Source organism: Actinoallomurus vinaceus (assembly GCF_039542055.1).
In the GTDB taxonomy this organism is placed as follows: domain Bacteria; phylum Actinomycetota; class Actinomycetes; order Streptosporangiales; family Streptosporangiaceae; genus Actinoallomurus; species Actinoallomurus vinaceus.
This window is the reverse complement of sequence record NZ_BAABHK010000001.1, coordinates 499,514-524,999: the sequence shown is the minus strand read 5'-3', so window position 1 is coordinate 524,999 and position 25,486 is coordinate 499,514. Positions and strand designations below refer to the sequence as shown.

The 25,486-nt window shown below is 70.9% G+C and carries 18 protein-coding genes and 1 tRNA gene; 6 read left to right on the top strand and 13 right to left on the bottom strand.

From position 1 onward, the window contains the following. Positions 1-10: 10 nt before the first annotated feature. Positions 11-1,516, bottom strand: coding sequence for an alpha/beta hydrolase (locus ABEA24_RS02140; RefSeq protein WP_345428766.1), 1,506 nt, complete (start codon positions 1,514-1,516; stop codon positions 11-13). 84 nt (positions 1,517-1,600) lie between these two features. Continuing rightward, entirely contained in the window at positions 1,601-2,428 is an 828-nt protein-coding gene (locus tag ABEA24_RS02135; protein ID WP_345428764.1) for a PSP1 domain-containing protein, read from the bottom strand. A gap of 184 nt (positions 2,429-2,612) precedes the next feature. On the opposite strand from ABEA24_RS02135, the gene ABEA24_RS02130 reads away from it, so the two are divergent. Further along, positions 2,613-5,429 (top strand): lectin, encoded by a 2,817-nt coding sequence (locus ABEA24_RS02130; RefSeq protein WP_345428762.1) that lies wholly within the window; start codon positions 2,613-2,615, stop codon positions 5,427-5,429. Between the two features lie 290 nt (positions 5,430-5,719). Here ABEA24_RS02130 and ABEA24_RS02125 read toward each other — a convergent pair whose 3' ends face one another. Together ABEA24_RS02125 and ABEA24_RS02120 are read right to left on the bottom strand one after the other, a co-directional pair. Beyond that, entirely contained in the window at positions 5,720-6,679 is a 960-nt protein-coding gene (locus tag ABEA24_RS02125; protein WP_345428760.1) for a fructosamine kinase family protein, read from the bottom strand. Positions 6,680-6,681: 2 nt separating this feature from the next. Further along, positions 6,682-7,161, bottom strand: coding sequence for a low molecular weight protein-tyrosine-phosphatase (locus tag ABEA24_RS02120; RefSeq protein ID WP_345428758.1), 480 nt, complete (start codon positions 7,159-7,161; stop codon positions 6,682-6,684). Positions 7,162-7,324: 163 nt separating this feature from the next. On the opposite strand from ABEA24_RS02120, the gene ABEA24_RS02115 reads away from it, so the two are divergent. Beyond that, positions 7,325-8,839 carry an outer membrane protein assembly factor BamB family protein gene (locus ABEA24_RS02115; RefSeq protein WP_345428756.1) on the top strand — a complete coding sequence of 505 codons (1,515 nt, stop codon included), beginning with the start codon at positions 7,325-7,327 and terminating at the stop codon, positions 8,837-8,839. Here ABEA24_RS02115 and ABEA24_RS02110 read toward each other — a convergent pair. Then, complete coding sequence (locus tag ABEA24_RS02110; protein WP_345428754.1) at positions 8,836-9,444, bottom strand: TetR/AcrR family transcriptional regulator; 609 nt, start codon at positions 9,442-9,444, stop codon at positions 8,836-8,838. The two genes, ABEA24_RS02115 and ABEA24_RS02110, sit on opposite strands and share 4 nt — an antisense overlap. Positions 9,445-9,521: 77 nt before the next feature. Here ABEA24_RS02110 and ABEA24_RS02105 point away from each other — a divergent pair, with 77 nt between their 5' ends. Beyond that, positions 9,522-10,265: a glucose 1-dehydrogenase gene (locus ABEA24_RS02105; RefSeq protein ID WP_345428752.1), complete on the top strand. Its 744-nt coding sequence runs from the start codon at positions 9,522-9,524 to the stop codon at positions 10,263-10,265. Between the two features lie 68 nt (positions 10,266-10,333). On the opposite strand, the gene ABEA24_RS02100 is transcribed toward ABEA24_RS02105, so the two are convergent. The 4 genes from ABEA24_RS02100 to topA all read right to left on the bottom strand — a co-directional run bounded on the left by ABEA24_RS02100 (position 10,334) and on the right by topA (position 18,442). Next, positions 10,334-12,049 carry a S8 family peptidase gene (locus ABEA24_RS02100; RefSeq protein WP_345428750.1) on the bottom strand — a complete coding sequence of 572 codons (1,716 nt, stop codon included), beginning with the start codon at positions 12,047-12,049 and terminating at the stop codon, positions 10,334-10,336. Between the two features lie 157 nt (positions 12,050-12,206). Further along, a complete protein-coding gene (locus ABEA24_RS02095) occupies positions 12,207-13,361 on the bottom strand; it encodes a DNA polymerase III subunit delta' (RefSeq protein ID WP_345428748.1) in 1,155 nt (384 codons plus the stop codon). A 399-nt stretch (positions 13,362-13,760) separates the two neighbouring features. Next, positions 13,761-15,782, bottom strand: coding sequence for a dTMP kinase (gene tmk, locus ABEA24_RS02090; RefSeq protein ID WP_345428746.1), 2,022 nt, complete (start codon positions 15,780-15,782; stop codon positions 13,761-13,763). A gap of 26 nt (positions 15,783-15,808) precedes the next feature. Then, positions 15,809-18,442, bottom strand: a complete 2,634-nt coding sequence (gene topA / locus ABEA24_RS02085; protein WP_345428744.1) for a type I DNA topoisomerase — start codon at positions 18,440-18,442, stop codon at positions 15,809-15,811. A 147-nt stretch (positions 18,443-18,589) separates the two neighbouring features. Here topA and ABEA24_RS02080 point away from each other — a divergent pair, with 147 nt between their 5' ends. Further along, positions 18,590-18,775 carry a DUF5703 family protein gene (locus ABEA24_RS02080; RefSeq protein WP_345428742.1) on the top strand — a complete coding sequence of 62 codons (186 nt, stop codon included), beginning with the start codon at positions 18,590-18,592 and terminating at the stop codon, positions 18,773-18,775. Positions 18,776-19,153: 378 nt separating this feature from the next. Here the strand turns inward: ABEA24_RS02080 and ABEA24_RS02075 are convergent, their stop codons facing one another. From ABEA24_RS02075 to ABEA24_RS02065, 3 genes are all read right to left on the bottom strand, one after another. After that, positions 19,154-21,118, bottom strand: a complete 1,965-nt coding sequence (locus ABEA24_RS02075) for a chaplin family protein (RefSeq protein WP_345428740.1) — start codon at positions 21,116-21,118, stop codon at positions 19,154-19,156. 139 nt (positions 21,119-21,257) lie between these two features. After that, positions 21,258-22,193: a hypothetical protein gene (locus ABEA24_RS02070; RefSeq protein ID WP_345428738.1), complete on the bottom strand. Its 936-nt coding sequence runs from the start codon at positions 22,191-22,193 to the stop codon at positions 21,258-21,260. Positions 22,194-22,301: 108 nt separating this feature from the next. Further along, entirely contained in the window at positions 22,302-23,609 is a 1,308-nt protein-coding gene (locus ABEA24_RS02065; protein ID WP_345428736.1) for a M20/M25/M40 family metallo-hydrolase, read from the bottom strand. 224 nt (positions 23,610-23,833) lie between these two features. Here ABEA24_RS02065 and ABEA24_RS02060 point away from each other — a divergent pair. Next, positions 23,834-23,919, top strand: a tRNA-Leu gene (locus ABEA24_RS02060). Positions 23,920-24,205: 286 nt separating this feature from the next. Then, the gene (locus ABEA24_RS02055; RefSeq protein WP_345428734.1) at positions 24,206-24,646 is read left to right on the top strand and encodes a helix-turn-helix domain-containing protein; all 441 of its coding nucleotides are present in this window, start codon (positions 24,206-24,208) and stop codon (positions 24,644-24,646) included. Here ABEA24_RS02055 and ABEA24_RS02050 read toward each other — a convergent pair. After that, positions 24,636-25,259, bottom strand: coding sequence for a TetR/AcrR family transcriptional regulator (locus ABEA24_RS02050; RefSeq protein WP_345428732.1), 624 nt, complete (start codon positions 25,257-25,259; stop codon positions 24,636-24,638). The two genes, ABEA24_RS02055 and ABEA24_RS02050, sit on opposite strands and share 11 nt — an antisense overlap. Between the last annotated feature and the right edge of the window lie 227 nt (positions 25,260-25,486).

The window sequence follows — 25,486 nt, the reverse complement described above, 5'->3', positions numbered from 1 at the left end:
CGCACCCATATCAGTGGCACATGGTGCCCTTCCTCGGCGGCGTGCCGGTGACCAGGTAGCGGTCGACGGCGGTGGTGATGCAGGGGTTGCCCTGCAGGTAGGCGGTGTGGCCGTCGCCGTCGAGGCTGAGCAGGACGCCCGACTTCAGCTGCGACGCCAGGCCCTGGGCCCACTTGTACGGGGTGGCGGGGTCGCGGGTGGTGCCGACGACCACGATGGGCTTGGCGCCTTCGGCGGCGAAGGGCTTGGGCTTGGTGCCGTCCTGGACGGGCCAGTAGCCGCACGGGAGGGTGCCCCAGACCACGAACTGGCCGAAGAGCGGGGCCTCCTTCTTGGCGCGGTCGGCCTGGTCCTTCCAGGCGGCGATGTCGCGCGCGTAGGGCTTGTCGACGCAGTTGACGGCCATGTTGGCCTCACTCTGGTTGGAGTAGCTGCCGTCCCGGTTGCGTTCGACGAGGAGGTCGCCGAGGCGCAGGAGGGTGGTGCCGTCGTTGTTGTCGATGGCGCTCTTGAGGGCGAATTTCAAGACCGGCCACGTCTGCTTGTTGTAGAGGGCGGCGGCGACGCCGAGTTCGACGAGGGATTCGTCGACGATGCGGCCGTCGTTCAGGCCGTTGCGGAGGGGTCTCCTGTCGGCCTGCGCGAACAGCTGGGACAGCCGGCCCAGCGCGGACTTGGTGCTGCCGGTGCCGAGCGGGCAGTCCCTGGTCTTGACGCAGTCGGCGGCGAAGGCCTTGGTGGCGGTGTCGAAGCCCTTGGCCTGTTCGATGTTGATCTCGTCGGCGGACAGTTTGGGGTCGATGGCGCCGTCGAGGACGAGGGCGCGGACGTGCTTGGGGAACTCCTCGGCGTAGTAGGCGCCGAGGTAGGTGCCGTACGAGGCGCCGTAGTAGGTGAGGCCCTGGTCGCCGAGGGCGGCACGGAGGATGTCCATGTCGTGGGCGGCGTTGGCCGTGCCGACGTACGGCAGCAGGGTGGGGATGTGGTTCTTGCACTCGTCAGCCCACATCTTGCTGACGTCGACGAGGGCGTTGACCTCGGCGGGGTTGTCGGGTGAGGTGTCGGTCTCGAAGAACTTGTCGAGTTGCTTGCCGGTGAGGCAGCGGACGGTGGGGCGGCTCTGACCGACGCCGCGCGGGTCGAAGCCGACGATGTCGAAGTTCCTGCGCAGGTCCGCGCCGAACTGCCGGGCCGAGCTGCGGGCGAACTCCACGCCGGAGCCACCCGGGCCGCCGGGGTTGAGCACGAGCGAGCCCTTGCGCTGGCCGCCCTCGGCGGGCAGGCGGATCACCGGGAGGGTGATGGGGCGGCCGCTCGGGTGGGAGTAGTCGAACGGAACCTGCACGGTGCCGCATTGGAACCCGTTGCCGCAGTCGCGCCAGGAGATCCGCTGGGAGTACATGGACGCGGTGCCGCTGGGGGACGGGGCCGACGCGGTGGACTTCGGGGCATCCGTGCAGGCCGTCACCACGATCGCGGCCGCCGCCAGCACGGAGACCGTACGGAACTTGTTCACGCCGTTACCGTTCTCGTCGCCGTTGGGTTCGCTCGCAGCCTACGCGGGCGTGGCCCCTTTTTCGCTACTCAGCGTACCGGCGAGTCATCCGAGAGTGTCACCATAGTGACGGTCGTGCTGTTTGCGAGGCGAGCATACGGATGCGGACGGGCAGGCGCAGCGGCCGCCGTCGTCGAGCCTGACCGTAACCGTGTCGGAAGGGACGTTTCGGCCCACGACCTGTCCGGCGCCCTTTTCGGTCTGCACCCGCGCGCCGAGCCGGGGCATGCGGTTGTGCGCCTCGACGTAAAGGGGGTGCTCGTACTTCAGGCAGCACATCAGCCGCCCGCAGGCGCCGGCGATGCGCAGCGGGTTGACGGGGAGGTCCTGCTCCTTGGCCATCCGGACCGACACCGGCTCGAAGTCCTTGAGGAAGGTCGCGCAGCACAGGTCGCGCCCGCACGGGCCGATGCCGCCCTGCAGGCGCGCCTCGTCACGGGGGCCGACCTGGCGGAGTTCGACGCGCGCCTTCATGGCGCGGGCGAGGTCGCGGACGAGGGCGCGGAAGTCGACGCGGTGCGGCGCGGAGAAGTAGATCTTGTAGGTGTTGTCGCGGTCGAGGTAGTCGACGCCGATGACCTTCATCGGAAGCTCGTGCTTGCGGATGAGCCTCTTGGCGATGGACCGCGCCTCCGCGCGCCGTCGCCGGTTGTCCTCGTCGCGGGCTAGGTGCTCCTCGCCGGCCATGCCCGCACAGACCGGCAGGTCGACGTCCTCGGAGACGTACTGCGGCGCCCAGATGCACTCGGCGACCTCGGCGCCGGCGTCGGTCGGCACGAGCACCTTGTCGCCGACCTTCGGGGAGTACGGCCCGGGGTCCAGGTAGTAGAGACGTCCGTACCGCGTGAAGCTGACGGCCATCATCATGCCCATGATTCGCTCCGTCCGCCGGGGGGTCGACCTGGCCGTCAGCCTACGCGCAACCGGTATGACTCTGACGTGAGCGACATCACACGAATGGCCGGGTCCTGACAGATTCGTTGACGCCGTCGCTCACGGAGCGTAGACGTGATCAGACAACGTTGTCATCGGCCGCTTCCTCCGAAGGACAACCCACATGGTCCTCCCCCGCCCCATCGCCCCGCCACAACCGACCAGCCTCTCCCGCCCCACCGCCCTGCCCCGGAAGACCGGCCTTCCCCGTCCCGTCGCCCTGCTTCTGTCGGCCGTCGCCGTCCTGGGGGCGCTGCTGACCCCCGTACGGGCGGAGGCCGCGTCGCTCGTCGCGAACCCGGCCTCACTGGTCAACCCCCTGCTCGGCACCACGAACGCGGCCGACGACTTCCCCGGCGCCGACGTGCCGTTCGGAATGGTGCAGTGGAGCCCCGACACGAACCCGCGGCCGTACGGCGGCGGTTACTCCTACACGAGCTCGACCATCACGGGGTTCAGCCTCACCCACATGGCCGGGCCGGGCTGCAAGGCGTACGGCGACGTCCCGATCATGCCGACCGTCGGCGCCGTCACCGACGCCGGCTCCGCGAGCGCCTCGTTCTCGCACGCCGGCGAGTCGGCCTCACCCGGCTACTACTCGGTCAAGCTGGGCAACGGCGTACGGACGGACCTGACCACGACGACCCGCGGCGGGATCGGCCGGTTCACCTTTCCGGCCACCACCCAGGCGAACCTGCTGTTCAAGCTGACCGGCAGCCAGAACGGCACGTTCGCCGACACCTGGAAGGTTGTCGGCGACCGGGCCGTCGTCGGGTCGGTGACCAGCGGGAACTTCTGCGGCCAGGGCAACCGCTACACCGTCCACTTCGCCGTCACCTTCGACCGCCCGTTCACGGCCGGCACGTGGCAGGCCGCGACGGTACGGCCGGGCGCGAAGACCCTCGCCGCCACCTCGACCGCGCGGGTGACGTCGCAGGCCGCCCCGGCCGAAGAGGGCGACGCGCCGAACAGTCCGCGCCCGCACGGCCCGCAGCGACCGCAGGCCGCGCCGCTGACCGACCCGAACGGCGCGTACCTGACGTTCGACACGACCAAGAGCCCGGTGGTGACCGCCCGGGTCGGGCTGTCGTTCACCTCCGACGCCGAGGCCCAGGCCAACCGGGACGCCGAGGTTCGCACGCCCACTTTCGAGCACGTACGGACCGCCGCCCATAATGCCTGGAACGACGCGCTCGGCCGGATCCGCGTGGCCGGCGGCACGCTCGCGCAGCGGCACGTCTTCTTCACCGCGCTCTACCACGCGCTCCTGCACCCGAACGTCATGAGCGACGCCGACGGCCGTTACATGGGCTTCGACAACGCCGTGCACCGGGTCGCCGGCGGCCACGCCCAGTACGCGAACTACTCGGGCTGGGACATCTACCGCGCGCAGGCGCAGCTGCTCGGCATGATCGCCCCGGAACAGGCGAGCGACATCGCCCAGTCGGCGGTGAACGACTACGCGCAGAGCGGCCAGCTGCCGAAGTGGTCCCAGGCCAACGGCGAGACGTACACGATGATCGGTGATCCCATCGATCCGATCATCGCCGACCTGTACGCCTTCGGCGGCCGGCACTTCGACACCTCCACCGCGAAGAACGCGATGGTCCGTGGAGCGACGGTCGCCAGCAAGATCCGTCCCGGCCTGAACTACCTCCAGAGCATCGGGTACACGCCGAGCAACGGCGTGTACGGCTGCTGCAACTACAACGGCTCGGTCTCGACGACCCTGGAGTACAACACCGCCGACTTCGCCATCGGCGCGTTCGCCGGCGCGCTCGGCGACAAGGCCACGCAGACGCGGTTCGTCAGCCGCGCCCAGGACTGGAAGAACCTCCTCAACACCACGAGCGGCTTCATGCAGCCCCGCACCGCCAGCGGCTCGTGGACGACCGGATTCGACCCCACGTCCAAGAGCAACATGACCGAGGGAACGTCCTGGCAGTACACCGGCATGGTCCCGTTCAACGTGCGCGGCCTCGCGGACGCCAAGGGCGGGAACGCCGCGATGATCGCCTATCTCGACCACGTGCTCGCCACGTACGACGGCAGCGGCGGCGACCACGCGAACCTCGGCAACGAGCCGAGCATCGAGCTGCCCTGGGAGTACGACTACGTCGGCCGGCCGTGGCGCGCCCAGGAGATCATCCGCGACGTCGAGAACAAGCTGTGGCCGGACTCCCCCACCGGGTGGGGCGTCGGCAACGACGACCTCGGCACGATGAGCGCCTGGTACATCTGGTCCGCGATCGGCGCCTACCCCGAGACCCCCGGCACGGCCGACCTGGCGCTCGGCAGCCCGGAGTTCACCAAGGTCGTGATCAAGCTCAGCACCGGCCGTACCCTCACGATCGACGCGCCGAAGGCCGCACCGAACGCACCGTACGTCCAGAGCGCCATCTGGAACGGCCACTCCTGGAACAACGCCTACCTGCGACCGTCCGCGATCCTGAACGGCGGCACGCTCCACCTGAACCTCGGCACCACGGCGAACACGTCCTGGGCGACGGCCGCGTCGTCGGCGCCTCCCTCGTACCCGGGCACGGCCGCGCCGCCGACCCGCACCGGGCCGATCACCTCGGCGATCGCCGGGAAGTGCGTCGACGTCCGGTCGAGCCGGGCCGCGAACGGCAACCCCGTCCAGCTGTACGTCTGCAACGGCACCAACGCCCAGAAGTGGACCGTGCACGACGACGGGACCCTCACCTCCTTCGGCCTGTGCCTGGACGCCGACGGCACGGCGGACGGCGCGAACGTACGACTGTGGGAATGCGGGAGTACGGGCGGCGGCCAGCGGTGGACGTACGACGCGTCGGCGAAGACCGTGGTCGACCAGCGGTCCGGCAAGTGCCTCGCCACCCCGCAACCGGTCGACGCGACACAGCTCCAGCTCGCCACCTGCGACGGTAGCGACGGCCGCCGCTGGACCCTGCCGGGGTGACCGTCGGGGGCGCGGTCCGCGCTGCCATGCCGCCGTGCCCCACCGGGCCGCTCGCGCAGCCAGGCGGCCCGTCCGAGCCTCAAGCGGTGAGCACGGACCACACCGCCGGATTGCTGGACCGCCCGCCGCCGCGCGGCCGGGCTGAGCCTCAGCCGCTGAGCACGGACCGCGCCGCCGGGCTATTGGGCCGCCGCGCAGCCGTACGGTCCGGGAGCCGTACGCCCGTGCGGCCGGCGACCAACCCCGCCGTGCAGCCAGGCAACCGGACAGCCGAGAAGCCGGGCCGAGCCTCAAGCGGTGAGCACGGATCTCGCCGCGGCCAGCGTCTGGCTGCGATAGGACGAGCCGAACAGGACGACGTGGACGAGCAGCGGGTGCAGCTGATGCAGCGGCACCCGCGCCCGCCGGCCGTCCGCGAGCGGCGCCGTCTCGTCGTACGCGGCGAGGATCCGTTCCAGCTGCGGCGCGCCGAACAGCGCCAGCATGGCCAGGTCGGTCTCCCGGTGCCCGGCGTGCGCCGCCGGGTCGATCAGCCACACGCGGTCGCGGCCCCACAGGAGGTTGCCGGACCACAGGTCGCCGTGGATCCGGGCGGGTGGCTCCTCGGGTCCGGCGACGTCGGGGATGCGCTCGGCGGCGCGCTCGAGCTGTGCCGCGTCACCCGCCGACAGGGCTCCGCGATCGACCGCCATGCGGACGTACGGCAGGACGCGGCGCTCGGCGTACCACTCCGGCCAGGACGAACCCTGGGCGTTGTCCAGCGGCAGGGAGGCGATGTAGCCGCGCCACGGCGCGCCGTACGCCTCCGCGCCCGCGCCGTGCAGGACGGCCAGTTCCCGGCCGAACCGCTCGGCCGCCTCCGGCGTCGGCGACCCGCTCTCGATCCACGGCAGGACGAGCGTCGTGTCATCGACGGCGAGCACCTCGGGAACGGGCCCGGACGCCTCCTCACCGGACACCTTCGCCTCAGGCGTCCCCTCGCCGGGCGCCTCCCCGCCGGGCGTCTTCTCTCGGGGCTGCTCCCCCGGTGTGCCCTCGCCGGGTGTCTCCGTGCCGGCCGCCTGCCGCCAGCCGTCCCGCAGCCAGCGCAGCCCGGCCGCCTCGGCCGCGAAGAGCCCGTCGATCCTGCGCCGGGCCTCCTTGACGAAGACCCGGCGCCCGTCGGCGAGGGTGACGCGGCGCAGCGACCACTCGTGGCTCGTGCCGAGTTCGGCGACGTCCGCGACGGGTGTGCCGAGAAGCCGCTCCATGGTCAGCCGGCGTTCTTGAGCTCTTCGCGGACGTGGTCGAGCAGGCCCGGCACGGCCGCCTCGATCTGCTCGCGGACCTCCTCGAAGGCGGAGTCGCGGCTGTAGTACGGGTCGGCGACGTCGAGGTCGCGGGCGTCCGGATCGAACTCGCGCAGCAAGCGGACCTTGCCGGCGGCCTCCTGGTCAGGGGCCAGGCGGCGCAGGTCGCGCTGGTGGCTCTCGTCCAGCGCGAGGATCAGGTCGTAGTGGTCGAACCAGGCCGACTCGAACTGCCGTGCCCGGTGGGAGGAGGTATACCCGGCGCGGCGCAGCGTCGCGACGGTGCGGTGGTCGGCGGGGTCGCCGATGTGCCAGCGCCCGGTGCCGGAGCTGTCCACCTCCACGTCGAGGGCCTCGTCCTGGACATGGCGGCGGAAGATGTGCTCGGCCATCGGGGAGCGGCAGATGTTGCCCGTGCAGACGAACGTGACGCGGTACGGCATGCGGCAAGACTAATAAGCGCTCGACGCTCCGGTGTCCACAGGTTGTGGACGACCTGCCGGATCACGGCAACCGGTTGCGCGTCCGAAGAGTCCCATTGTTCGACGCTTCGGCTGTCTGCGGACCGACCGACCGCAGACCGTAAGCGCGAAGGGGAACGTTGGAATGTCCACGGACAGGAAACCTCAGGCCCTGCCGCCGGAGTCGGCCCGGCGCTCCGCGCGCCGGATCGCCCTGATCGTCGCCGGAGTGATCGGCGCGATCTTGTTAGGGACGGCGCTCACGGTGCTGGTGGAGAGCTTCCGGGCGCTGAACGTCGAAGCCGGCGGCCCCTGCGGAATGAGTCGTCGAGAATGGCACGGCCCGTGTCCTCGGGGCACGGCGTGGATGCGCCCGGTCTCGGCCATCGCGGTGTTCGTTTCCTTCGTGGCCGTGGTGTTCGGCGTCTTCAGGGTGGGATCCCTCCGGCTCGGCTGCCTCGGTACCGTCCTCCTCATCCCGGTCGGAATCCTGCCAGGGCTGGCCGTCTTCCATCGGTCCCATGGCAGGACGCTCACGCCGTTGTGGCATGCGCCGCCCGACCGGCCGATCACGGCGGAGGGGCTGGGCGGTTGGGTCTCCGGCACGACGGTGGTCCGCGCCCGATTCGACCGCCTGGTCGGCTATGACGTCGCCACGGGTGTCCACCGCTGGACATACCCGGTGCCGGGAGGCGACCTGCTGTGCGCGATGAGCCGGGCGGCCGCCGGCGACGTCGGGCTGATCGGACATGGCGCCGGAGCGCAGCCGTGCAGCCGGGTCACGGCCATCGACCTGGACACCGGCCGTGCGTTGTGGGAACGCCGCGTGCCCGCCGACAGCAGCTCATCGGCGATCAACGCGGACGTCCTCGCGGCCACGGACGGCACGGCGGCCGTGCGGACCTCCGGGCTGCTCCTGGGCCTGCGCCTGCGTGACGGCGCCCTCATCTGGCAGGACAGGGCGGCCGATTCGTGCCGGTTCGCCACGGTCGCCGCCAGCGGTGACCAGGTCCTGACCACGGTGTCGTGCCCGGGGGCGCTTCCCGAGATCCGCGCCGTGGACGCCGGTACCGGGCGGACCCGGTGGCACACCGAGGCCCCGATCCAGGACGTCCTGGCTGACGTCCGTCCGCTCTCGGCGGATCCCGCCGTCGTCCTGATCCGGAATAGCGGTAAGTGGGGTTTCGGCTTCGTGGCGTCGTTCGACGAGTCGGGCCGACCGCAGGCGACGATCCCGGTCGAGGATGGAGAGCTGCTGGACGTCAGCGACCGCGCATTCCGGGCGGCGCCGGCGCGAGGCCTCGTCGTGCAGGACGGGCTCCTGGTGACCGCGGCCTACGTGCCCGGTGGCCCGTACCGCCTGGTCGCCTATGGGCTGGCCGACGGCCGGCTGCGCTGGTCCGCCAAGACGGGCTACGTCGCGGCGATACAGGCGGAGCCGGGACGCGTGCACATTCTGAACAACTCCTTTTGGGCTCCGGGATTGTGGACCGTGTCCCTGCGCGACGGCCGGCTCACCTTTGTCGCTGCCCTCCGCACGCGGAGGAGCTTCAACGGCGCGGCGCTGTACTCCGCCGGAGGCCGGTACATCGTGGTCGCCGAGCGGGCGGTGACGCCCGGCAGCTCTCCCATCTCGGCCTTCCGGGCACCTCCCGGCTAACGGACGCCCCTGGGCTGACCGGTGGCAGGCCAGGCGCGCATTGCCAGGTCGGCGACGGTCTCCAGCCGCTCCCTGGGCACGCCGTCGCGGGCCTGGGTGGAGATGCCCTGGATCGTGGCCGCGTAGAAGGTGGCCAGCGCGTCGGGGTCCGTGCCGGTGGGGAGGTGGCCGGCGTCGAGGTCGGCGGCGATCCGGTCGCGGATCACCGCCTTGGAGGCCTCCCGCTGTGCGCGCATCTCCGCCTCGACGTCCGGGGACCCGCAGTTGACGGCCGCCGTGATGATCAGGCAGCCCCACGGGTGGGCCGGATCGGTGTACTCGACCGCGGCCTCGCGCAGGACGCGCTCGATCGCCGCGCGGGCGGTCGGCTCCTCGGCGAGGGCCCGCGCCGCGAACTCCCCGTACGACCGCTGGTAGCGCTCGACCACCTCGGCGAACAGCCGGCGCTTGTCGCCGAACGCGGCGTACAGGCTGGGCGGGTTGATGCCCATCGCCCCGGTGAGCCCGGCGATCGAGGTGGCCTCGTAGCCGTGCCGCCAGAACTCCATGGTCGCCCGGTCCAGCGCCTCGTCGCGGTCGAACGTCCGCGGTCGTCCCTTGCCCATGACCAAAGTGTAGCGATCGCTAAAAAATCGGGCTACAGTTCCTCTCTGTATCGATCGCTACATAAAGGGAGTGAGTGATGGGCGACCTGAGCGGCCGTACGGCCCTGGTGACCGGGGCGAGCCGGGGCATCGGCAGGGCGATCGCCGAACGCCTGGCCGCCGACGGAGCGCGCGTCGCGGTCCATTACGGCGGCAACGAGGCGGCGGCCAAGGAGACGGTGGCGGCGATCGGAGAAGAGCGGGCGTTCGCGGTCCGCGCCGATCTGAGCACGCCGGACGCGGTGGACACGCTGTTCGCCCGGCTGGACGAGGAGTTCGACGGGCTCGACATCCTGGTGAACAACGCGGCCATCGCGACGTCCAGCGACTTCGAGAACACCACGTCGGAGGAGTTCGAGCGGATCTTCACGGTCAACGTCCAGGCGCCGTTCTTCATCACCCAGCGGGCCTTGTCCCGACTGCGCGACGGGGGCCGGATCGTCAACATCTCCTCCGGCGTCACCCGGATCGCGATGCCGGAGATCATCACCTACTCGATGACCAAGGGCGCGCTCGACACCTTCTCCCGCACTCTGGCGCAGCAACTCGGCCCGCGCGGCATCACCGTCAACACGGTGGCGCCCGGGATCATCGACACCGACGTCAACGCCTCCTGGCTGCGCGGAAACCCCGAGGCCGAGGCGGCCGCCGCCGCCCGCGCCGCGCTCGGACGGGTCGGCCGGCCGGAGGACGTGGCCGACGTCGTCGCGTTCATCGCCTCCGACGACGCGCGCTGGATCACCGCGGACTGGATCGACGTCACCGGCGGCTCCGACCTCTGACCCGCCCCGCGACAAAGCCACGGCCCACCCGCGGCTCGCGGGTGGGCCGTGGCTTCGGATAAAGCGCGTCAGCGACCGACGGCGTGCAGGGCGTCGACGACGCCGCTGCCGAAGAAGCCGTTGTGGCGGGCCGGCCCCTCACAGGTGTGAGTGGCGGTCACCTTCTGGTACGTGCCGTCCGACTGCAGGACGTACCGGGTGTAGGTGAAGTCGCGCGGCGACGGGCAGGCCTGGTCGGTGGCCGTTCCCTGCATGATCCGCTGGACCACGTCCGGGGACAGGGTCAGGCCGCCGTGCCTCGGGTCGCGGTGCCCGTACCGGCTGACGATGAGCGCCGCGACGCCGGCGGCGTGCGGGGAGGCCATCGAGGTGCCCTGCAGGTACTGGTAGTAGCCGCAGGTCGTGCCCTTGCAGTCGCGGACGACGTACGGGACGTTCGGCGTGCCGTCGGCGTTCAGCTCCCCGCGCGCCCGGGCCAGCGACTCCGGGTAGGCCGCGAGGATGCCCTTGGTCACGTCGCGCTTGCCATCGGCCGTGTCGTACACGTCACCGCCGGGCGCGGCGACGTCCACGTAGCCGTTGCCGTAGTCGGAGTAGTAGGCCTTCCGGCCGCTGATGCCGACCGAGGAGACCGAGATGACGTTTCGGCCCTCGCTGGGCTCGGAGACGCAGCTCGGCGGGATCGTACGGCTGTACGGCGCCTCGCCGGGCGTGGCCGCGTAGTCCGGGCTGGAGGCATCGACGATCGTCTTGGTGTAGTCGGTGGCACCGTTGCCCGCCGCCGACACCAGCGTGACGCCATGCCGGTGGGCGTAGGCGAGCGCCCGCTCGTGCGCCGCGATCACCGTGCGCTGCTCGGCCTGGTACTCCGCCGAGTCGGCCGGGTTGTCCGGGCAGTTGAACAGCCACGGGTCGGTGTAGAAGCTCATGTTGACGACGTCGATCCCGGCGTCCGCCGCGTACGTGAGCGCGTCCACGACCGGCTGGAGGAAGAAGTACCCCGAGTCCTGCCCGGCCCGGATGTTGACGAGGGTGACGTTCGGCGCCACGCCCGCCATGCCGAGCCCGTTGAGCGGGGAGGCGATCGTCGAGGCGACGTGCGTGCCGTGCTCGTTGTCGTCCTCGTCGACCGGGTCGACGCAGGAGGGGTGCTCGCAGGGGCCGTCGACCTCGGTGCCGTTGGCGTCGACCGGGATGTCCTTGGTGAAGTTGCGGCTGAGCCCGCGGTCGAAGTTCGCCCGGATGTCGGGGTGGTTGCCGTCGATGCCGGTGTCGATGATCCCGACCCGCACCCCGCGGTCGCCGGGCTCGACCCGGTACGACCCGTCGGCGGTCGCGTGGATCTTCTGCATGTCCCACTGGCTGCCGGCCAGCGGATCGCCCTTCACCTTCGCGGTGGTGGCGCGGCGCCCGCCGTCGCGGCCTTCCTTCTCGACCGCGATGTTCTTGTCGGCCGCTTGGTGCGTCACCTTGGGCGCCTCGCCGACCGCCCGGTCGCGCGCGACCCCCTCGACGGCGGACTGCCGCCGGGCGTCGGCGCCGAACGCGGTGCGCGTCGAGCGGACGGTGGCCAGGCCCACGTCCGTGTTCTCCCGGACGATGGTGCCGCCCGCGGCTCGGATCGCCGCGTGCGCCTTCTCGAGGGAGACGCCGTCCTTGTAGAGCACGACGTACTCCGCGGCCGTTCCGTCGGCCGAGGTCGTCGCCGTGGGCCCCGCCTGCGCGGGTGCTGCGAGCGCCGCCGTTACGGCGGCACAGGCGACGAGAATGATGGCGCGCCGCACTGCACACCTCCAGGTATGTCAACCGAGTGCCGGTAAAGAACCGGCAATGGAGGAATCAGAGCGGTTGAGTGCGTGGTTCGTCCAGTGTTGCGCCGTATGAGATCTGTGGCCGGTAATGGCCAGAGGGCGATCAGCCGGCGTGCGACGCCAACAGAAATCAGCCCGTACGCAGGGCCATCGCCATGGCCTCGACCGCGAGCAGCGGGTTGACGTTGGCCTCCAGGCGCTCCCGGCACTCCATGATCGCCTCCAGGCGGCGGAGCGTGGCCTCCGGAGTTCCCCCGGCCGAGCGCAACTCCCGAGCACGCTCGGCGTTGACCAGCTCGACGCCGGCGCCGAGCTGCATGACCAGCAGGTCCCGGTAGTAGGAGGCCAGGTCGAGGAGGGCGCGGTCGAGGGCGTCGCGCTTCATGCGGGTCGTCCGGGACTTCTGACGGTCCTCCAGCTCCTTGAGGGCGCCGGCGGTGCCGCGCGGCATCCGGCCCTTGGCGCTCTCGCCGAGCGCCTGACGCAGCGCGGCGGTCTCCTCCGCGTCCTTCTCCGCGCCCAGCTCCTTGGCCTCGGCCTCCGCGGCCTTCACGAGGGCCTCGGCGGCCCCGACGGCGGGACCGACGCCGGTCAGCCGGCCCGGGACGGCCAGCACCTCGGCGCGGCGCCGGCGCGCCTGCTCGTCGGTGGCCAGGCGCTTCGCCCGCCCCACGTGCCCCTGCGCGGCCCGCGCCGCGGCGGCCGCGACGTCCGGCTCGATCCCGTCCCGGCGAATGAGCACGTCGGCGACCGCGTGCGCGGGCGGCGTCCGCAGCGTCACGAGGCGGCAGCGGGACCGGATCGTGACGACAAGGTCGTCCGGCGACGGCGCGCACAGCAGCCAGACCGTACGGGCCGGGGGCTCCTCGATGGCCTTGAGGAGCGCGTTCGCCGCCTGCTCGGTGGACCGGTCGGCGTCCTCGAACAGCACGATCCGCCACCGCCCGCCGGTCGGCGACGAGGCGGCCCGCAGCACCAGCTCACGCGTCTCCCGCACGCCGTACGACAGGCCGGCCGGGCGGACGACCTCCACGTCGGCGTGGGTGCCGGACAGCACCTGGTGACAGGACGCGCAGTGCCCGCAGCCCTGGTCGGGACACAGCAGCGCGGCGGCGAAGGCGCGAGCGGCGGTCGAGCGGCCCGACCCGGGCGGCCCGGTGAACAGCCAGGCGTGCGTCATCCCGCCGCCGCCCTCACCGGTCAGGGCCTGCGCCCCGGCGGCAGCGGCGGACTGCAGTTGCTCGATGACGGGCCCCTGCCCGACCAGATCGTCGTACACCGTCACGCGTCGATCTCCTCCAGCCCTACAGGCTGTTTCATAAACCCGCCGTTCTTGGAGTAGCCCCTTACCTGCCGACCCGCGGGCGCACTTGATGCTAACGGCTGGCACCGGCCGCTGGAGCGCGCGTCGCCGGGCTCGCTGCGCCGCAACCTCCCGCCGGGGCGCAACTCCAACTCCTACGGATCCCCGCGCTGGCCCGACGTCGACTGCTTCCGCTCCAAGAACCACTGGATCTTCACGAACGGGCGGCCCTACCCGCCCGGCACGTGGATCCGGGTGTGGACGTCGAAGTGGGTCTACAACGTGTGAGGCCCGGCCGGAGCGGCCCCTGGACCATCCAGGGGCCGTTCCTCTCGCCGCGCCCATGACGCCGGCGCGGCGGCTCGCCCGTACGGCGGCCGGTCAGTCGGAGATGACCGGCATCGTGCTCGTGACGGCCTCGGCGGTGGCGGGGACGGGGTCGGGCAGGATGGCGCGGACCCGGTCGTGGATCTGCCGGCTGATCTCCTGCTGCGGCTGGGTGCCGTCGATCACGAGGTAGCGGTGCGGCTCGGCCTCGGCGAGGGCGCGGAACCCGCGGCGTACGCGCTCGTGGAACTCCCGCGGCTCGGACTCGATCCGGTCGGCCGGGGAGGCGAACCGGCCCAGCCCTACCTCGGACGGCACGTCCAGGATGATCGTCAGGTCGGGGGTGAGGCCGCCGGTGGCCCAGCGGTTCACCTCCGCGATCTCCTTGACCTTCAGCTCGCGGCCGCCGCCCTGGTAGGCCAGGGACGAGTCGACGTACCGGTCGGTGACGACGATCGCGCCGCGCTGCAGCGCGGGCCGGATGACCTCGGCGACGTGCTGCGCCCGGTCGGCGGCGTACAGCAGGGTCTCGGCGCGGGAGGACAGGCCGGTGGTCTCCTTGTCGAGCAGGATCGCGCGCAGCCGCATGCCCATCTTCGACGAGCCGGGCTCGCGGGTCGTGACGACGTCGAAGCCCTGGTCGCGGAGCCAGATCGCGAGCAGACGCGCCTGGGTGGTCTTCCCGGCGCCCTCGCCGCCCTCGAACGCGAGGAACACCCCGCGCTCGCCGCTGCCCGGCTGCTCGGGGGTGTACTCCTCGCCGCGCAGCGCCGCCATCAGGTCGCGGGACAGCGGGATGCCCTTGCGGTCGTCCATCTGCTTGTAGGCGAGCAGGCCGACGATGACGGCGACGACCGCGCCGAGGAGCAGGACGGCGTTGGGGCCGTCGAAGTGGTAGACGCCGTTCTTGCCGTACTTCAGGCGGTGCTGGCCGACGGCGCCCGCGATGAACGGCACGGCGGCGACCGTGAGCAGCAGCGCGACCCGGACGAGCGACTGCAGGAACGCCCAGGTGCGGCCGCGCAGGCTGTCCTCGACCTCCAGGCCGATCAGCGTGTAGCCGATCACCCAGGCGATGCCCGCGCCGGCCCCCAGGAGGGCCGTCAGCAGGGCGACGATGACGAGGTTCTGGATGATCGCGATCAGCACGAGGGCGAGGCCCGCCCCGATGATCGCCAGGCCGAACAGGCGGCGGCGGCTGAAGTCCTTCAGGATGCGGGGCGCCAGGAACATCCCGATCGCCATGCCGACGAACACCATGCCGAAGACGACACCGTACGCGGCGTCGCCGCCGCCGAGGGCCTTGACGTAGACCTTGGCGATGCCGATCACCGCGCCGCCCGCCGCGAACGCGCCGACGATCCCGACGGTCAGGCCACGCACCAGCGGCGTCGAGCCGACGAACCGCCAGCCGGCGACGATCTGCTTGAGGATCGACGGGACCGAGACCTTCCCACGCTGCCTGGGGATCTCGCGCAGGGAGAAGATCGTGGCCGCGGAGACCAGGAAGGTCACCGCGTTGATGTACAGCGCGAGGTTGGCCTGCTGGCGCTGGTTCGCGAACACCACGCCGGAGATCAGCGCCAGCACCGAGAACGTCGCCGCCGCGACCGGCGCGGAGCCGTACGTCGAGATCAGGCTGATCTGGTTGGCCTTCTCGAGCTGGTCCTTCGGCACGAGGTTCGGGACCGTGGCCTCCTTGGCCGGGATCCAGAACAGCGTGACGACCTCGATCAGGAAGGTCGCGATGTACAGCCAGTCGAGGCGACCCACGAGCGGGATCGACAGGAACAGGCTGAATCGCAGGATGTCCGCGATCACCATCGTGGTGCGGCGGTCGAAGCGGTCGGCCACCGCCCCGGCGAGTGGTCCGAAGACCAGCGCCGGAAGCAGTTTGACGACGAGGACGCCGCCGATGGCGTAGTTCTCGGCGGAGCCCTTCGTGAGCGAGCCGGCCAGCGCGGTCAACGCGAGGATGCTCAGCCAATCGCCGAAGCTGGACAACGAAAGCGCGATCCAGAGCCGACGAAACGGCTTGATCGACAGCACGCCGGGAGAGCTGCCCGTTCTGGTCATTGTGTCAGCGTATCCACCTCAGAGCGTCAGGATCGAGACTTCGCCGTACGCCGCTTCGCCGGCTTCTTCCCGCCGCCCGCGGCCACCTTCTCACGGCGCTCGGCGAGGAGCTCGAGCGCCCGCTGCATGGTGATCGACTCGACCTCGTCGCCCTTCCGCAGGCTCGCGTTCGTCTCGCCGTCGGTGACGTACGGGCCGAAACGCCCCTCCTTGATGACGATGTTGGTCTTGCTGGCCGGGTCCTCCCCCAGCTCACGCAGCGGCGGCGCCGCGGCCGCCCGGCCGCGCCCGCGCTGCTTCGGCTGGGCGAAGATCTCCTTGGCCTCCTCGATGGTGGCCGTGAACAGCTGGTCCTCGCTCTGCAGCGACCGGCTGTCCGTGCCCTTCTTCAGGTACGGGCCGAAGCGTCCGTTCTGCGCGGTGACCGGCTCGCCGTCGATCTCCCCCAGGGTGCGGGGCAGCGACAGGAGCTTCAGCGCGTCGTCCAGCGTCACGGTGTCCAGCGACATCGACTTGAACAGCGAGGCCGTACGCGGCTTCGCCGACTTCGGAGCGTCGTCGGGCAGGATCTCGGTGACGTACGGGCCGAACCGGCCCTTCTTGGCCACGATCGGGTGCTTGGTCGCCGGGTCGATGCCCAGGTCGCGGTCGCCGCTCGGCTGCGCGAACAGCTCCTCGGCCTTGTCCTTGGTCAGCTCGTCCGGCGCGATGTCCTCGGGGATGTTGACCCGCTCGCCGTCACGGTCGAGGTACGGTCCGTAGCGCCCGACCCGGATCATGATGTCGCTGTCCAGGATCGGGAACGAGCTGATCTCTTTGGCGTCGATCTCGCCGAGGTCGCTGACCAGTTCCTTCAGCCCCTCGCCGTCCTCGCCGAAGTAGAAGCGCTGCAGCCAGCGCACGCGCCCGGCCTCGCCGCGCGCGATGTCGTCGAGGCCGTCCTCCATGTGCGCGGTGAAGTCGTAGTCGACGAGGTGGCCGAAGTGCTTCTCCAGGAGGTTGACCACGGCGAACGCCAGGAACGACGGCACCAGCGCCGTGCCCTTCTTGAACACGTAGCCACGGTCGAGGATCGTCCCGATGATGCTGGCGTACGTGGACGGCCGGCCGATCTCCCGGTCCTCCAGCTCCTTGACCAGGCTGGCCTCGGTGTAGCGGGCCGGCGGCCGCGTCGAGTGCCCCTCCGCGCCGAGCTCGGTCGCGGTGAGCGGGTCGTCCTCCGTCAGCTGCGGCAGACGCCGCTCCTGGTCGTCACGGTCCGACGACGGGTCGTCCGCGCCCTCGACGTACGCCTTGAGGAAGCCGTAGAACGTGATGATCTTTCCGGACGCGCCGAACTCGGCCCGCTCGCCCGTGGTCGACTCGCCGCCGACCCGTACGGACACCGACTGCCCGGTGGCGTCCTTCATCTGGCTGGCCACGGTGCGCTTCCAGATCAGCTCGTACAGCCTGAACTGGTCGCCGGACAGACCGGTCTCGCCCGGGGTGCGGAAGCTGTCGCCGGCCGGGCGGATCGCCTCGTGCGCCTCCTGGGCGTTCTTCACCTTGCTCTGGTAGACGCGCGGCTTGTCCGGGATGTAGTCGGCGCCGTACAGCGCCTTGGCCTGGCTGCGCGCGGCCTTGATCGCGGTCTCCGACAGCGTGATGCTGTCGGTTCGCATATAGGTGATGAAGCCGTTCTCGTACAGCCGCTGCGCGATCTGCATCGTGTACTTCGCCGAGAAGCCCAGCTTGCGGCTGGCCTCCTGCTGCAGCGTCGTCGTACGGAACGGGGCGTACGGGCTGCGGCGGTACGGCTTGCGCTCCACCGACGAGACGGCGTACGGCCGGTCGCGCAGGCGCTCGGCCAGGCCCCGCGCGGCGGCCTCGTCCAGGTGCAGGACGTCCTGGGTCTTCAGCCTGCCCTGCGCGGTGAAGTCACGGCCCTGGGCGACGCGCTTGCCGTCCAGTGAGACGAGAGTCGCCGCGAAGGAGGAGGGTTCTTCCGGCTTTCCGGTGTCGAACGTCGCCGACAGGTCCCAGTAGTGCGCCGGGACGAAGGCGATGCGCTCGCGCTCCCGCTCGACGACGAGGCGGGTCGCGACGCTCTGCACCCGGCCCGCCGACAGCTTCGGCATGACCTTCTTCCACAGCACCGGGCTGACCTCGTAGCCGTACAGGCGGTCGAGGATGCGCCGGGTCTCCTGCGCGTCGACGAGCTTGATATTCAGGTCGCGAGGGTTCTCGGCGGCGGCGCGGATGGCATCCCGGGTGATCTCGTTGAACACCATGCGGTACACGGGCACCTTCGGCTTCAGGACCTCGCGCAGGTGCCAGGCGATCGCCTCGCCCTCGCGGTCCTCATCCGTCGCGAGAAACAGCTCATCGGCGTCCTGCAACAGCTTCTTGAGCTTTGCGACCTGCTGTTTCTTGTCCGCGTTCACGACGTACAGTGGCTCGAAGTCGTGATCGACGTTCACACCGAGCCGGGCCCATGATTCACCCTTGTACTTCGCCGGAATATCGGCTGCTTTCTCAGGGAGATCACGGATGTGGCCGATACTGGACTCCACGACGTAGCCACGGCCGAGATACCCCGCGATCGTCTTGGCCTTGGCAGGCGACTCGACGATCACCAGGCGGTTGCGGCTGGACCTCGTTGTGCCGTTGCTGTCGGGCACGGTGCTTGAACCTCACAAATCTCGACTGCGGCGGGAGTCATCAAGTGCCACCCCGAAGCCGGTCAACGCGCGGTGCGGTGGACCGGTTCCGCGGAAGAGGATCACACGCTCCCCGTGAGGACCCCTAGACGGAGCAGAATAAGGCCAATGCTGGAGTACTCCTACCTAGTACTACACCTGCCGCGTGGCACGACACGGGATGCCGCCAGGCAAGTGATGGTCGAGCACGCCGAACATGGCGGGTGGGAACTCGTCCGGGTGCGGGTGTACCCCGACGGACGCCGGCGAATCCAGCTCCGCCGCAAGGTGATCCGCGCGACGCGCACCATGTAGGAGCCGCCAGTTCTCGGCCCCTTCGACGCTACAGCAATGTGCCCTGCACGTGAGCGCAAGGCACAGCTTGGCGCGAACTTTCCCTTTCATAGGTCTTTGCCTGGTCCGACATGCGATTTTCCCACGGCCCACCACGAGGCCTGCCCCGCCGGTCCGGGCCTGCCCAGCCGGTCCCGGTCAGCCCAGCCGATCAGTCCAGCCGGTCCGGCCAGTCCCGGTCAGTCCGGCCAGTCCGGTCCGGTCAAGGGTTCTGCCTGGCCCGGAGCGTCGGCTCCGGGCCAGGCAGGACAGTGTTCGAGATCACGGTCGGCCGTTTCTCGGCGGGCGCGCCGTACCCGCGATCACGGCCGACCGGACCTCAGCGGTCGGTACCCGGCCTCAGCGGCCCCGGAAGCGACGGACCATCGAGATCGCGCCGGACGACGCGGCGAGCAGCCCGGCAAGCGCCAGGGCGGCCAGCGCTCCCCTCTCCGCCTGAGCCGGCTCCTGCGCCGCCACCGTCCGCATCGGAAGGATCCGCTCCGGCTGTGCGCCCACCGGGCGCAGACCGAACCGGCCCGGAATCGGCAGCGCGGCCCCCGCCTGCGGAACCGGACGGGTGACCGGGACGCTCGGCAGATCGGGCAGCGCCCTGGCACCCGGGATCGTCCCCGAGCCCGGGATCGCCCTGGCACCCGGGATCGCGTCGGCGACGCCGGATCCGGTGATGGGAGAGCCGGTCCTGGCGGTGCCTGACGCGGTCGGCTCGGCGCCCACCGGGCCGCCCACCCGGACCGGCCTGGGCAGGTCCGGCAGGGTGCCCGCCATCCCGCCCGTGAGGTCGTCGAGGGGACCCATCGGGACGGAGGCGGTCTCCCGGGTCTGGGAGGCGGGGACAGAGGTGTTCCCCGTAGCCGGGAGGGACGGGACGGGGACGTTGCCTGGGGCCGGAAGAGACGGGACAGGCGTGTTGGCCCTGGCCGGGAGAGACGGAACCGAGGTGTTCCCGCCGACCGGAAGAGACGGAACGGGGGCGTTGCCTCGGACCGGAAGAGACGGGACGGGGGTGTTTCCGGTGGCCTGGAGGGACGGAACGGAGGTGTTCCGCCCGGTCGGGGGAACCGGGACCGCGACGGGCGGCCTCGGCGTGTCGGGGATCCCCGGCGCGACGGGCGCGCTCAGGTGCCGGATCGGCTGGAACTGCAGCCGGGGGAACACCGGCATCGCCGCAGGATTCGCCGCCACCGCTCCCGTACGCGACGACGTGCCCGGCAGCTGTGGGAGCTCGCTCAGCGGCGCCCGCATCGTGTGGGAGTGGTGCGCGGAGACGCAGTGGTCGTCCCCCGCGCAGCCGGCGACCGCGCGGCCGATGACGGCGGCGGTGTTGCCGCAGACGTTGATCGGCGCGGTCACCGGGACGGTGGCCTGGTTGCCGCCCCCGACGCTGTGCCGGCCGCTGGTACGGCCGCCAGTGCCGGAGCCGCCGTGCACGGGCGGGATGACGCCTCCGCAGCCGGCGACCGCGTCGCCGAGGATCGCGGCGGCGTTGCCGCAGACGTTGATCGGAGCGGTCACCGGGATGTTCGCCTGGTTGCCGCCGAGGACGCTGTGCCGCCCGCTCGTACGGCCGCCGCCGGTGGTGCCGGGGCCGGTGACCGCCGCGCCGCCCTCACACCCGGCGATCGCGTGGCCGACGGCATTGCCGCACACGTTGACGGGAGCCTTGATCGGGACGTTGACCTGGTTGCCGCCGCCGACGCTGTGCCGCCCGGAGGTCGACCCTCCGGCGCCGGTACCGTGGCCGCCGGGCCGGACCGCCGCGCCACCCTTGCAGCCGGCGACCGCCGCGCCGAGCACGGCCGCCGAGTTGCCGCAGAGGTTCACCGGCGCGCTGATGGGGACGTTGACCTGGTTTCCGCCGAGCACGGAGCCCTTTCCGGTCGTGTGCCCGCCGGTCGTGCGTCCGCCGTGACCGCCGGAGACGGAGGCGCCGCCCTCGCAGCCGGCCGCGGATCGGCCGAAGACGGCGACGGCGTTGCCGCAGACGTTCACGGGCGCGCTGACGGGTGCGTCGACCTGGTTGCCGCCGCCGACGCTGTGGCGTCCGGAGGTCGACTGCCCGCCGCCGGGGTCGCCGCGGCGCACGGACGCGCCGCCGGTCGAGCCGGCGACCGAGCGGCCGACGACCGCGACGGCGTTGCCGCTGACGTCGACGGGCGCCGAGACGGGCGCCTTGATCTGGTTGCCGCCGAGCACGCTGCCGGTGCCGTCGGTGACGTCGGCAAGGGCCGGACCGGCACCGAGCGCGACGAAGCTCGCGGTGAGCAGGGTGGCACGCGCGGTGCTCTTCGCCCACGTGGACATGGATGAAGCTCCTTCGGTACAGAGATCGGAGAACGTCTCTCGGAGTTCGGAGGACGTCTCGCAGGGGGGATTCACGGCGCCGCCGCGGGAATGCGGGCACGCCTCGACCCGGCGGGGTCCGGGCCGGTGATGGGGGGAACTAGTCAGGCGAAAAGGAAGGCTCGTCCGCCGCGGTGCGGACGGCCGGAGGAACCGGCCCCACGCGGAGGACGGACGACCGTGGGCGGCCCGAGGCCGCCCCGAACCCGGGGGCGCGCCAGAGCCCCGCCTGCTGGGTGAGGCCGTCACCGGTGGACGGCGGAAGCGCCTGTGCCCGGTGCGGCAGGGGTCGTGGCATCCGTGGCACGGCCGGCGCGGAACCCCGGGAACGGGTCGCGTGAACGGCGGAGGCCTTCTCGGACGCCCCCGTTGCGGCGAACCGGCCGGTGCTCGTCACCGGCCCGCCCCCGGCCGCGGCACGATGGCCATGGCCGGAACGCCCGGCCATGGCGCGGTTGCCATGACCGGAATGCCCGGTCATGGCGCGCTGGCCGTGGCCGGACTGCCGCGGTGCCCGAGAAGGATCCGCCGTGATCTTCGATGTGCCGGGCCGGAGGGCTCCGGCCACTCCGTCCGCCGCCCGCGACGGCGAAACGGGAATCAGCGGTGGGCGTGGATGCCGCAGGGCCGTCCGGGGAAGGTGCACGGCCGGTGCGGCGGCGCGCAGCGGCGGTATGTCACGCGTCGTGACATGCCCGCCCGCGGGCGCGGCCGCATGGGGAAGGCGTGCTCCCGGAACGGTGTCGGCGTGTGCCTGCCCGGCGGCCCCGAGCAGCCAGCCGGCGACGGCGACGCCCGCCATGGCGAGCAGGCGTCGGGTGGCCGGCCGCGCGAGGACGCTGAGCAGGCGTGCGGCGATCGCCTGTACAGAGACGCCACGTGGGCGTCGGACGACCGCCTGTGCGGGAACGCTGAGCAGACGTGGGGCGACCACCCGTGCGGGGACGCCCTGCGGGCGTCGGGTGATCGACCGCGCGAGGAGACCCAGGCGGCACGCGACGGAGGCAGACCTCCGCGACCACGACCACCTGGACACCACGCGCCCTCCTTGGCATCGACCCACCGTACGGAACGCAAAGGCGTTCCGTACGGTGAGTCACGCTATCACCACGGAGAGCATTGAATCGACAATCAGCGTCGATTTTCAGGCGTGATCAAGAAAATGGTCGAGGACCCTTACGCCGAAACGGAGACCATCGACGGGAACGCGCTCATCGATGCCGTGGAACATTCCGGAAAAATCCATATCCTTCGGCAGTTTCAATGGCGCGAAACCGAAGCACTGGATGCCGAGCGTGGCGAACGACTTCGCGTCCGTCCCACCCGACAGGCAGTACGGCACCGGCCGGGCCTGCGGATCGTGCGCCTTCAGCGCCGCCGCCATGGCCGCGACCAGCGGCCCGTCGAACTCCGTCTCCACCGCGATGTCGTGGTGGACGAACTCCCGGCGGACGTGCTCGCCGAGCAGTTCGTCGACGGTCGCGAAGAACTCCTCCTCGTGACCCGGCAGGAATCGCCCGTCCACGTGGGCGGTGGCGCCCTGCGGAATTACATTGGTCTTGTAGCCTGCGTCCAGAACCGTCGGATTCAGGGTATTTCTGAGGGTCGCCCCGATCATTCGGGACAGCGGCCCGAGATCCCGGACCGTCTTCTCGATATCGTCCGGATCGAATTCGATCCCCGTCGCGTCGCACACCTCTTCCAGGAAGGCGTTCACCGTCTTCGTGAGCCGTACGGGGAACTCATGCGCACCGAGCCGAGCGACCGCCGCCGCCAGCGCCGTCACCGCGTTGTCCGGATGCACCATCGACCCGTGCCCGGCCGTACCCTCCGCGATCAGCCGCATCCAGGCCAGGCCCTTCTCCGCGGCCTCGATCAGGTACAGGCGCTCGTCGTTCGGCAGCGTCAGGCTGAACCCGCCGACCTCCCCGATCGCCTCCGTGCACCCCTCGAACAGCTCCGGGTGGTTGTCGACCAGCCAGTGCGCACCCCACTTACCGCCCGCCTCCTCGTCCGCGAGGAAGGCCAGCACGACGTCGCGCTCCGGCCGCCGGCCCTGACGCAGTCGATCCCGGATCACCGCGAGGACCATCGCGTCCATGTCCTTCATGTCGACCGCGCCACGGCCCCACACGCAGCCGTCAGCGACCTCCCCGCCGAAGGGATCGCGGGTCCAGTCCTCCTTACGCGCCGGAACGACGTCCAGATGCCCGTGGATCAACAGCGCGTCCCGCTGCGGATCGGTCCCCTCGATCCGTACGACCACACTCGACCGCTTCGCGTGCGACTCGTAGATCTTCGGGTCGAGGCCGACCTCGGCGAGCTTCTCCGCGACGTACTCCGCGGCCACCCGCTCCCCGGGCCCACTGTGGTCCCCCGGATTCGAGGTGTCGATGCGGATCAGGTCGCTGCACAGCTGGACGACCTCATCCTCCGCCGAAGGATTGCTCACATTGCCTCCTCGCAGTGCGGCGCCGAACCGGAACGCCCATCCGCCGCAGAGCGGCCGATCACCGGCGTCCGGCTCAGTTCGCCCAGGTTGTTCCGGCGGCACCATCCTCCCGCAGGCCCCTCCCTCCTCGGCGACCCCCACCCTCGCCGAAACCGACTTCGCAGCATCACCAGGGATTTGCTAATCTGTGGCAGCCGACGCGGGAAGCCCGCGGAGGTCACCACGTCCGGGTGGCGGAATAGGCAGACGCGCTAGCTTGAGGTGCTAGTGCCCTTTACGGGGCATGGGGGTTCAAGTCCCCCCTCGGACACTTCGGTCCTGGGGCCAGTGTGGTCGGAAGCGGAGCTTCCTCCCTGCTGGCCCTTCGTCATTCCGCCCGGGGGGACGCCCCCCCGGAACCCCCCGAGGCAGGGGGCTCCGCCCCCCGCACCCCCCGCCCCGCTCCTGTAGTCACGCAGCCGACCGGCTGTTCTGGGCTCTGGGCAGCCGGTCGGCTGGGCGCTGGTTGCCCGTGCGACATGTTCCCTGGCCGGGCGGCATCGGGCCGGTCCTAAGTCTTGGCGCTCATGCCTCGTACTCGCCTGTACCGCAACGGCGTGCTGGAAGCCGAAGGGTTCCCGATCGCCGACGTCTCGGACAACATCGAAGACCCCACCGTCAGCGTCTGGTTCGACCTGTGCCGGCCCACTGCCGAGGCGATAGCGCACCGGCTGGAGGTCAGCCTGCCCACTGTCCAACGCCGCCTTGCCAACCTGAAGAAGCGCCTCGCCGTCCACACCCGTATCGCCATCGTCGTGGCCGCCATGCGCCGCGGCTGGATTCAATACCGGTCAGCGCCGTCGGCCCGCGCGCCGCGGGACCGGCACGGCCGGCCGCTGCGGCTGATCTACGGATTCGTGTGCGTGGACCGGCCCGCCGGCGAGCCGGACCCGGCCGACCTGGCCGCGCCGGACGCGGTGGCCACGCTTTGGAAGGACGAGATCCTGCGCGGTGCCGACCAGGCGGAGAATGGCGGGCCAGTCCGACTCACTCCTTGAAGATGGCCATTTCCACCCATCTGCGGATCGTGTCGCGCGAGCGGGCTTCGGTCCAGCCGAACTCTTCAATCGTGAGCGCGAGCTGCTCGTAGCGGAAATGGTAGTAGATGGCTTTCACAACCTCCTCGTCCGACAGATCACGTGCGAGTTCGCCGGTGGTGCGGATGCCCGCGACGATCTCGGCCAGGGCGTCGCAGTGGCGTGTGTTGGCGGTGTGGAGACAGGCCTCGGCGGCGGCGGTGCTGGCCGCCGCCTGGGTCACGATGCGGATAATGTCTCCGGACTCGTTGTAGATGGTGACGTAGCCCTCGGCCAGGACCGAGAGCATGTCGCGTCCGGTCCTGGCGCCGCGGCAGGATTCGATGATCTGCTGAATACGGGTGCCGGTGGTCCAGATATCCATCAGGCTCTCAAGCAGGCCCTGCTTGCCGCCGCACTTGGCGTACACGGTCGAGGGCGAGACGCGTGCCTTGCGCGCTATCTCGTCGACTTTCGTATTGGCGTGGCCGTTTCTGCCGAACAACTCGCGGGCGGCGTCGATCACGGCCAGACGAGTCACCTCTGCGTACTCGTCGCGCCGGGTCGGCAGTTGTCGGCCGGTGAACTCTGGCATGCGGGCAAACCTGTCTGTCGCCTGGATCCGCGGCCGGCTCCGCCGAGCTCGCCGGAGTCGGGGTTTACTTGCTAGAGTAGCGCTCTAGCAAGAGCGGAAGCAAGGGAGACCCGGGAGTTCTGACTGATCCGGTTAATACGCTTCGACTGCTGGCCGATCCACTGGCCAGTGGCGGATGTCGAAACCACGCCCGCTCTGTACGTTGGCCGGAAAGGACCACGTGTTCG

Coding starts and splice junctions, on each gene's coding strand:
- ABEA24_RS02075 (WP_345428740.1), bottom strand. CDS start 21,118: ATGTCCACGTGGGCGAAGAGCACCGCGCGTGCCACCCTGCTCACCGCG.
- ABEA24_RS02110 (WP_345428754.1), bottom strand. CDS start 9,444: ATGGGCAAGGGACGACCGCGGACGTTCGACCGCGACGAGGCGCTGGAC.
- tmk (WP_345428746.1), bottom strand. CDS start 15,782: ATGACCAGAACGGGCAGCTCTCCCGGCGTGCTGTCGATCAAGCCGTTT.
- ABEA24_RS02120 (WP_345428758.1), bottom strand. CDS start 7,161: ATGCCGTACCGCGTCACGTTCGTCTGCACGGGCAACATCTGCCGCTCC.
- ABEA24_RS02115 (WP_345428756.1), top strand. CDS start 7,325: ATGTCCACGGACAGGAAACCTCAGGCCCTGCCGCCGGAGTCGGCCCGG.
- ABEA24_RS02050 (WP_345428732.1), bottom strand. CDS start 25,259: ATGCCAGAGTTCACCGGCCGACAACTGCCGACCCGGCGCGACGAGTAC.
- ABEA24_RS02105 (WP_345428752.1), top strand. CDS start 9,522: ATGGGCGACCTGAGCGGCCGTACGGCCCTGGTGACCGGGGCGAGCCGG.
- ABEA24_RS02130 (WP_345428762.1), top strand. CDS start 2,613: ATGGTCCTCCCCCGCCCCATCGCCCCGCCACAACCGACCAGCCTCTCC.
- ABEA24_RS02080 (WP_345428742.1), top strand. CDS start 18,590: ATGCTGGAGTACTCCTACCTAGTACTACACCTGCCGCGTGGCACGACA.
- ABEA24_RS02135 (WP_345428764.1), bottom strand. CDS start 2,428: ATGGGCATGATGATGGCCGTCAGCTTCACGCGGTACGGACGTCTCTAC.
- ABEA24_RS02125 (WP_345428760.1), bottom strand. CDS start 6,679: ATGGAGCGGCTTCTCGGCACACCCGTCGCGGACGTCGCCGAACTCGGC.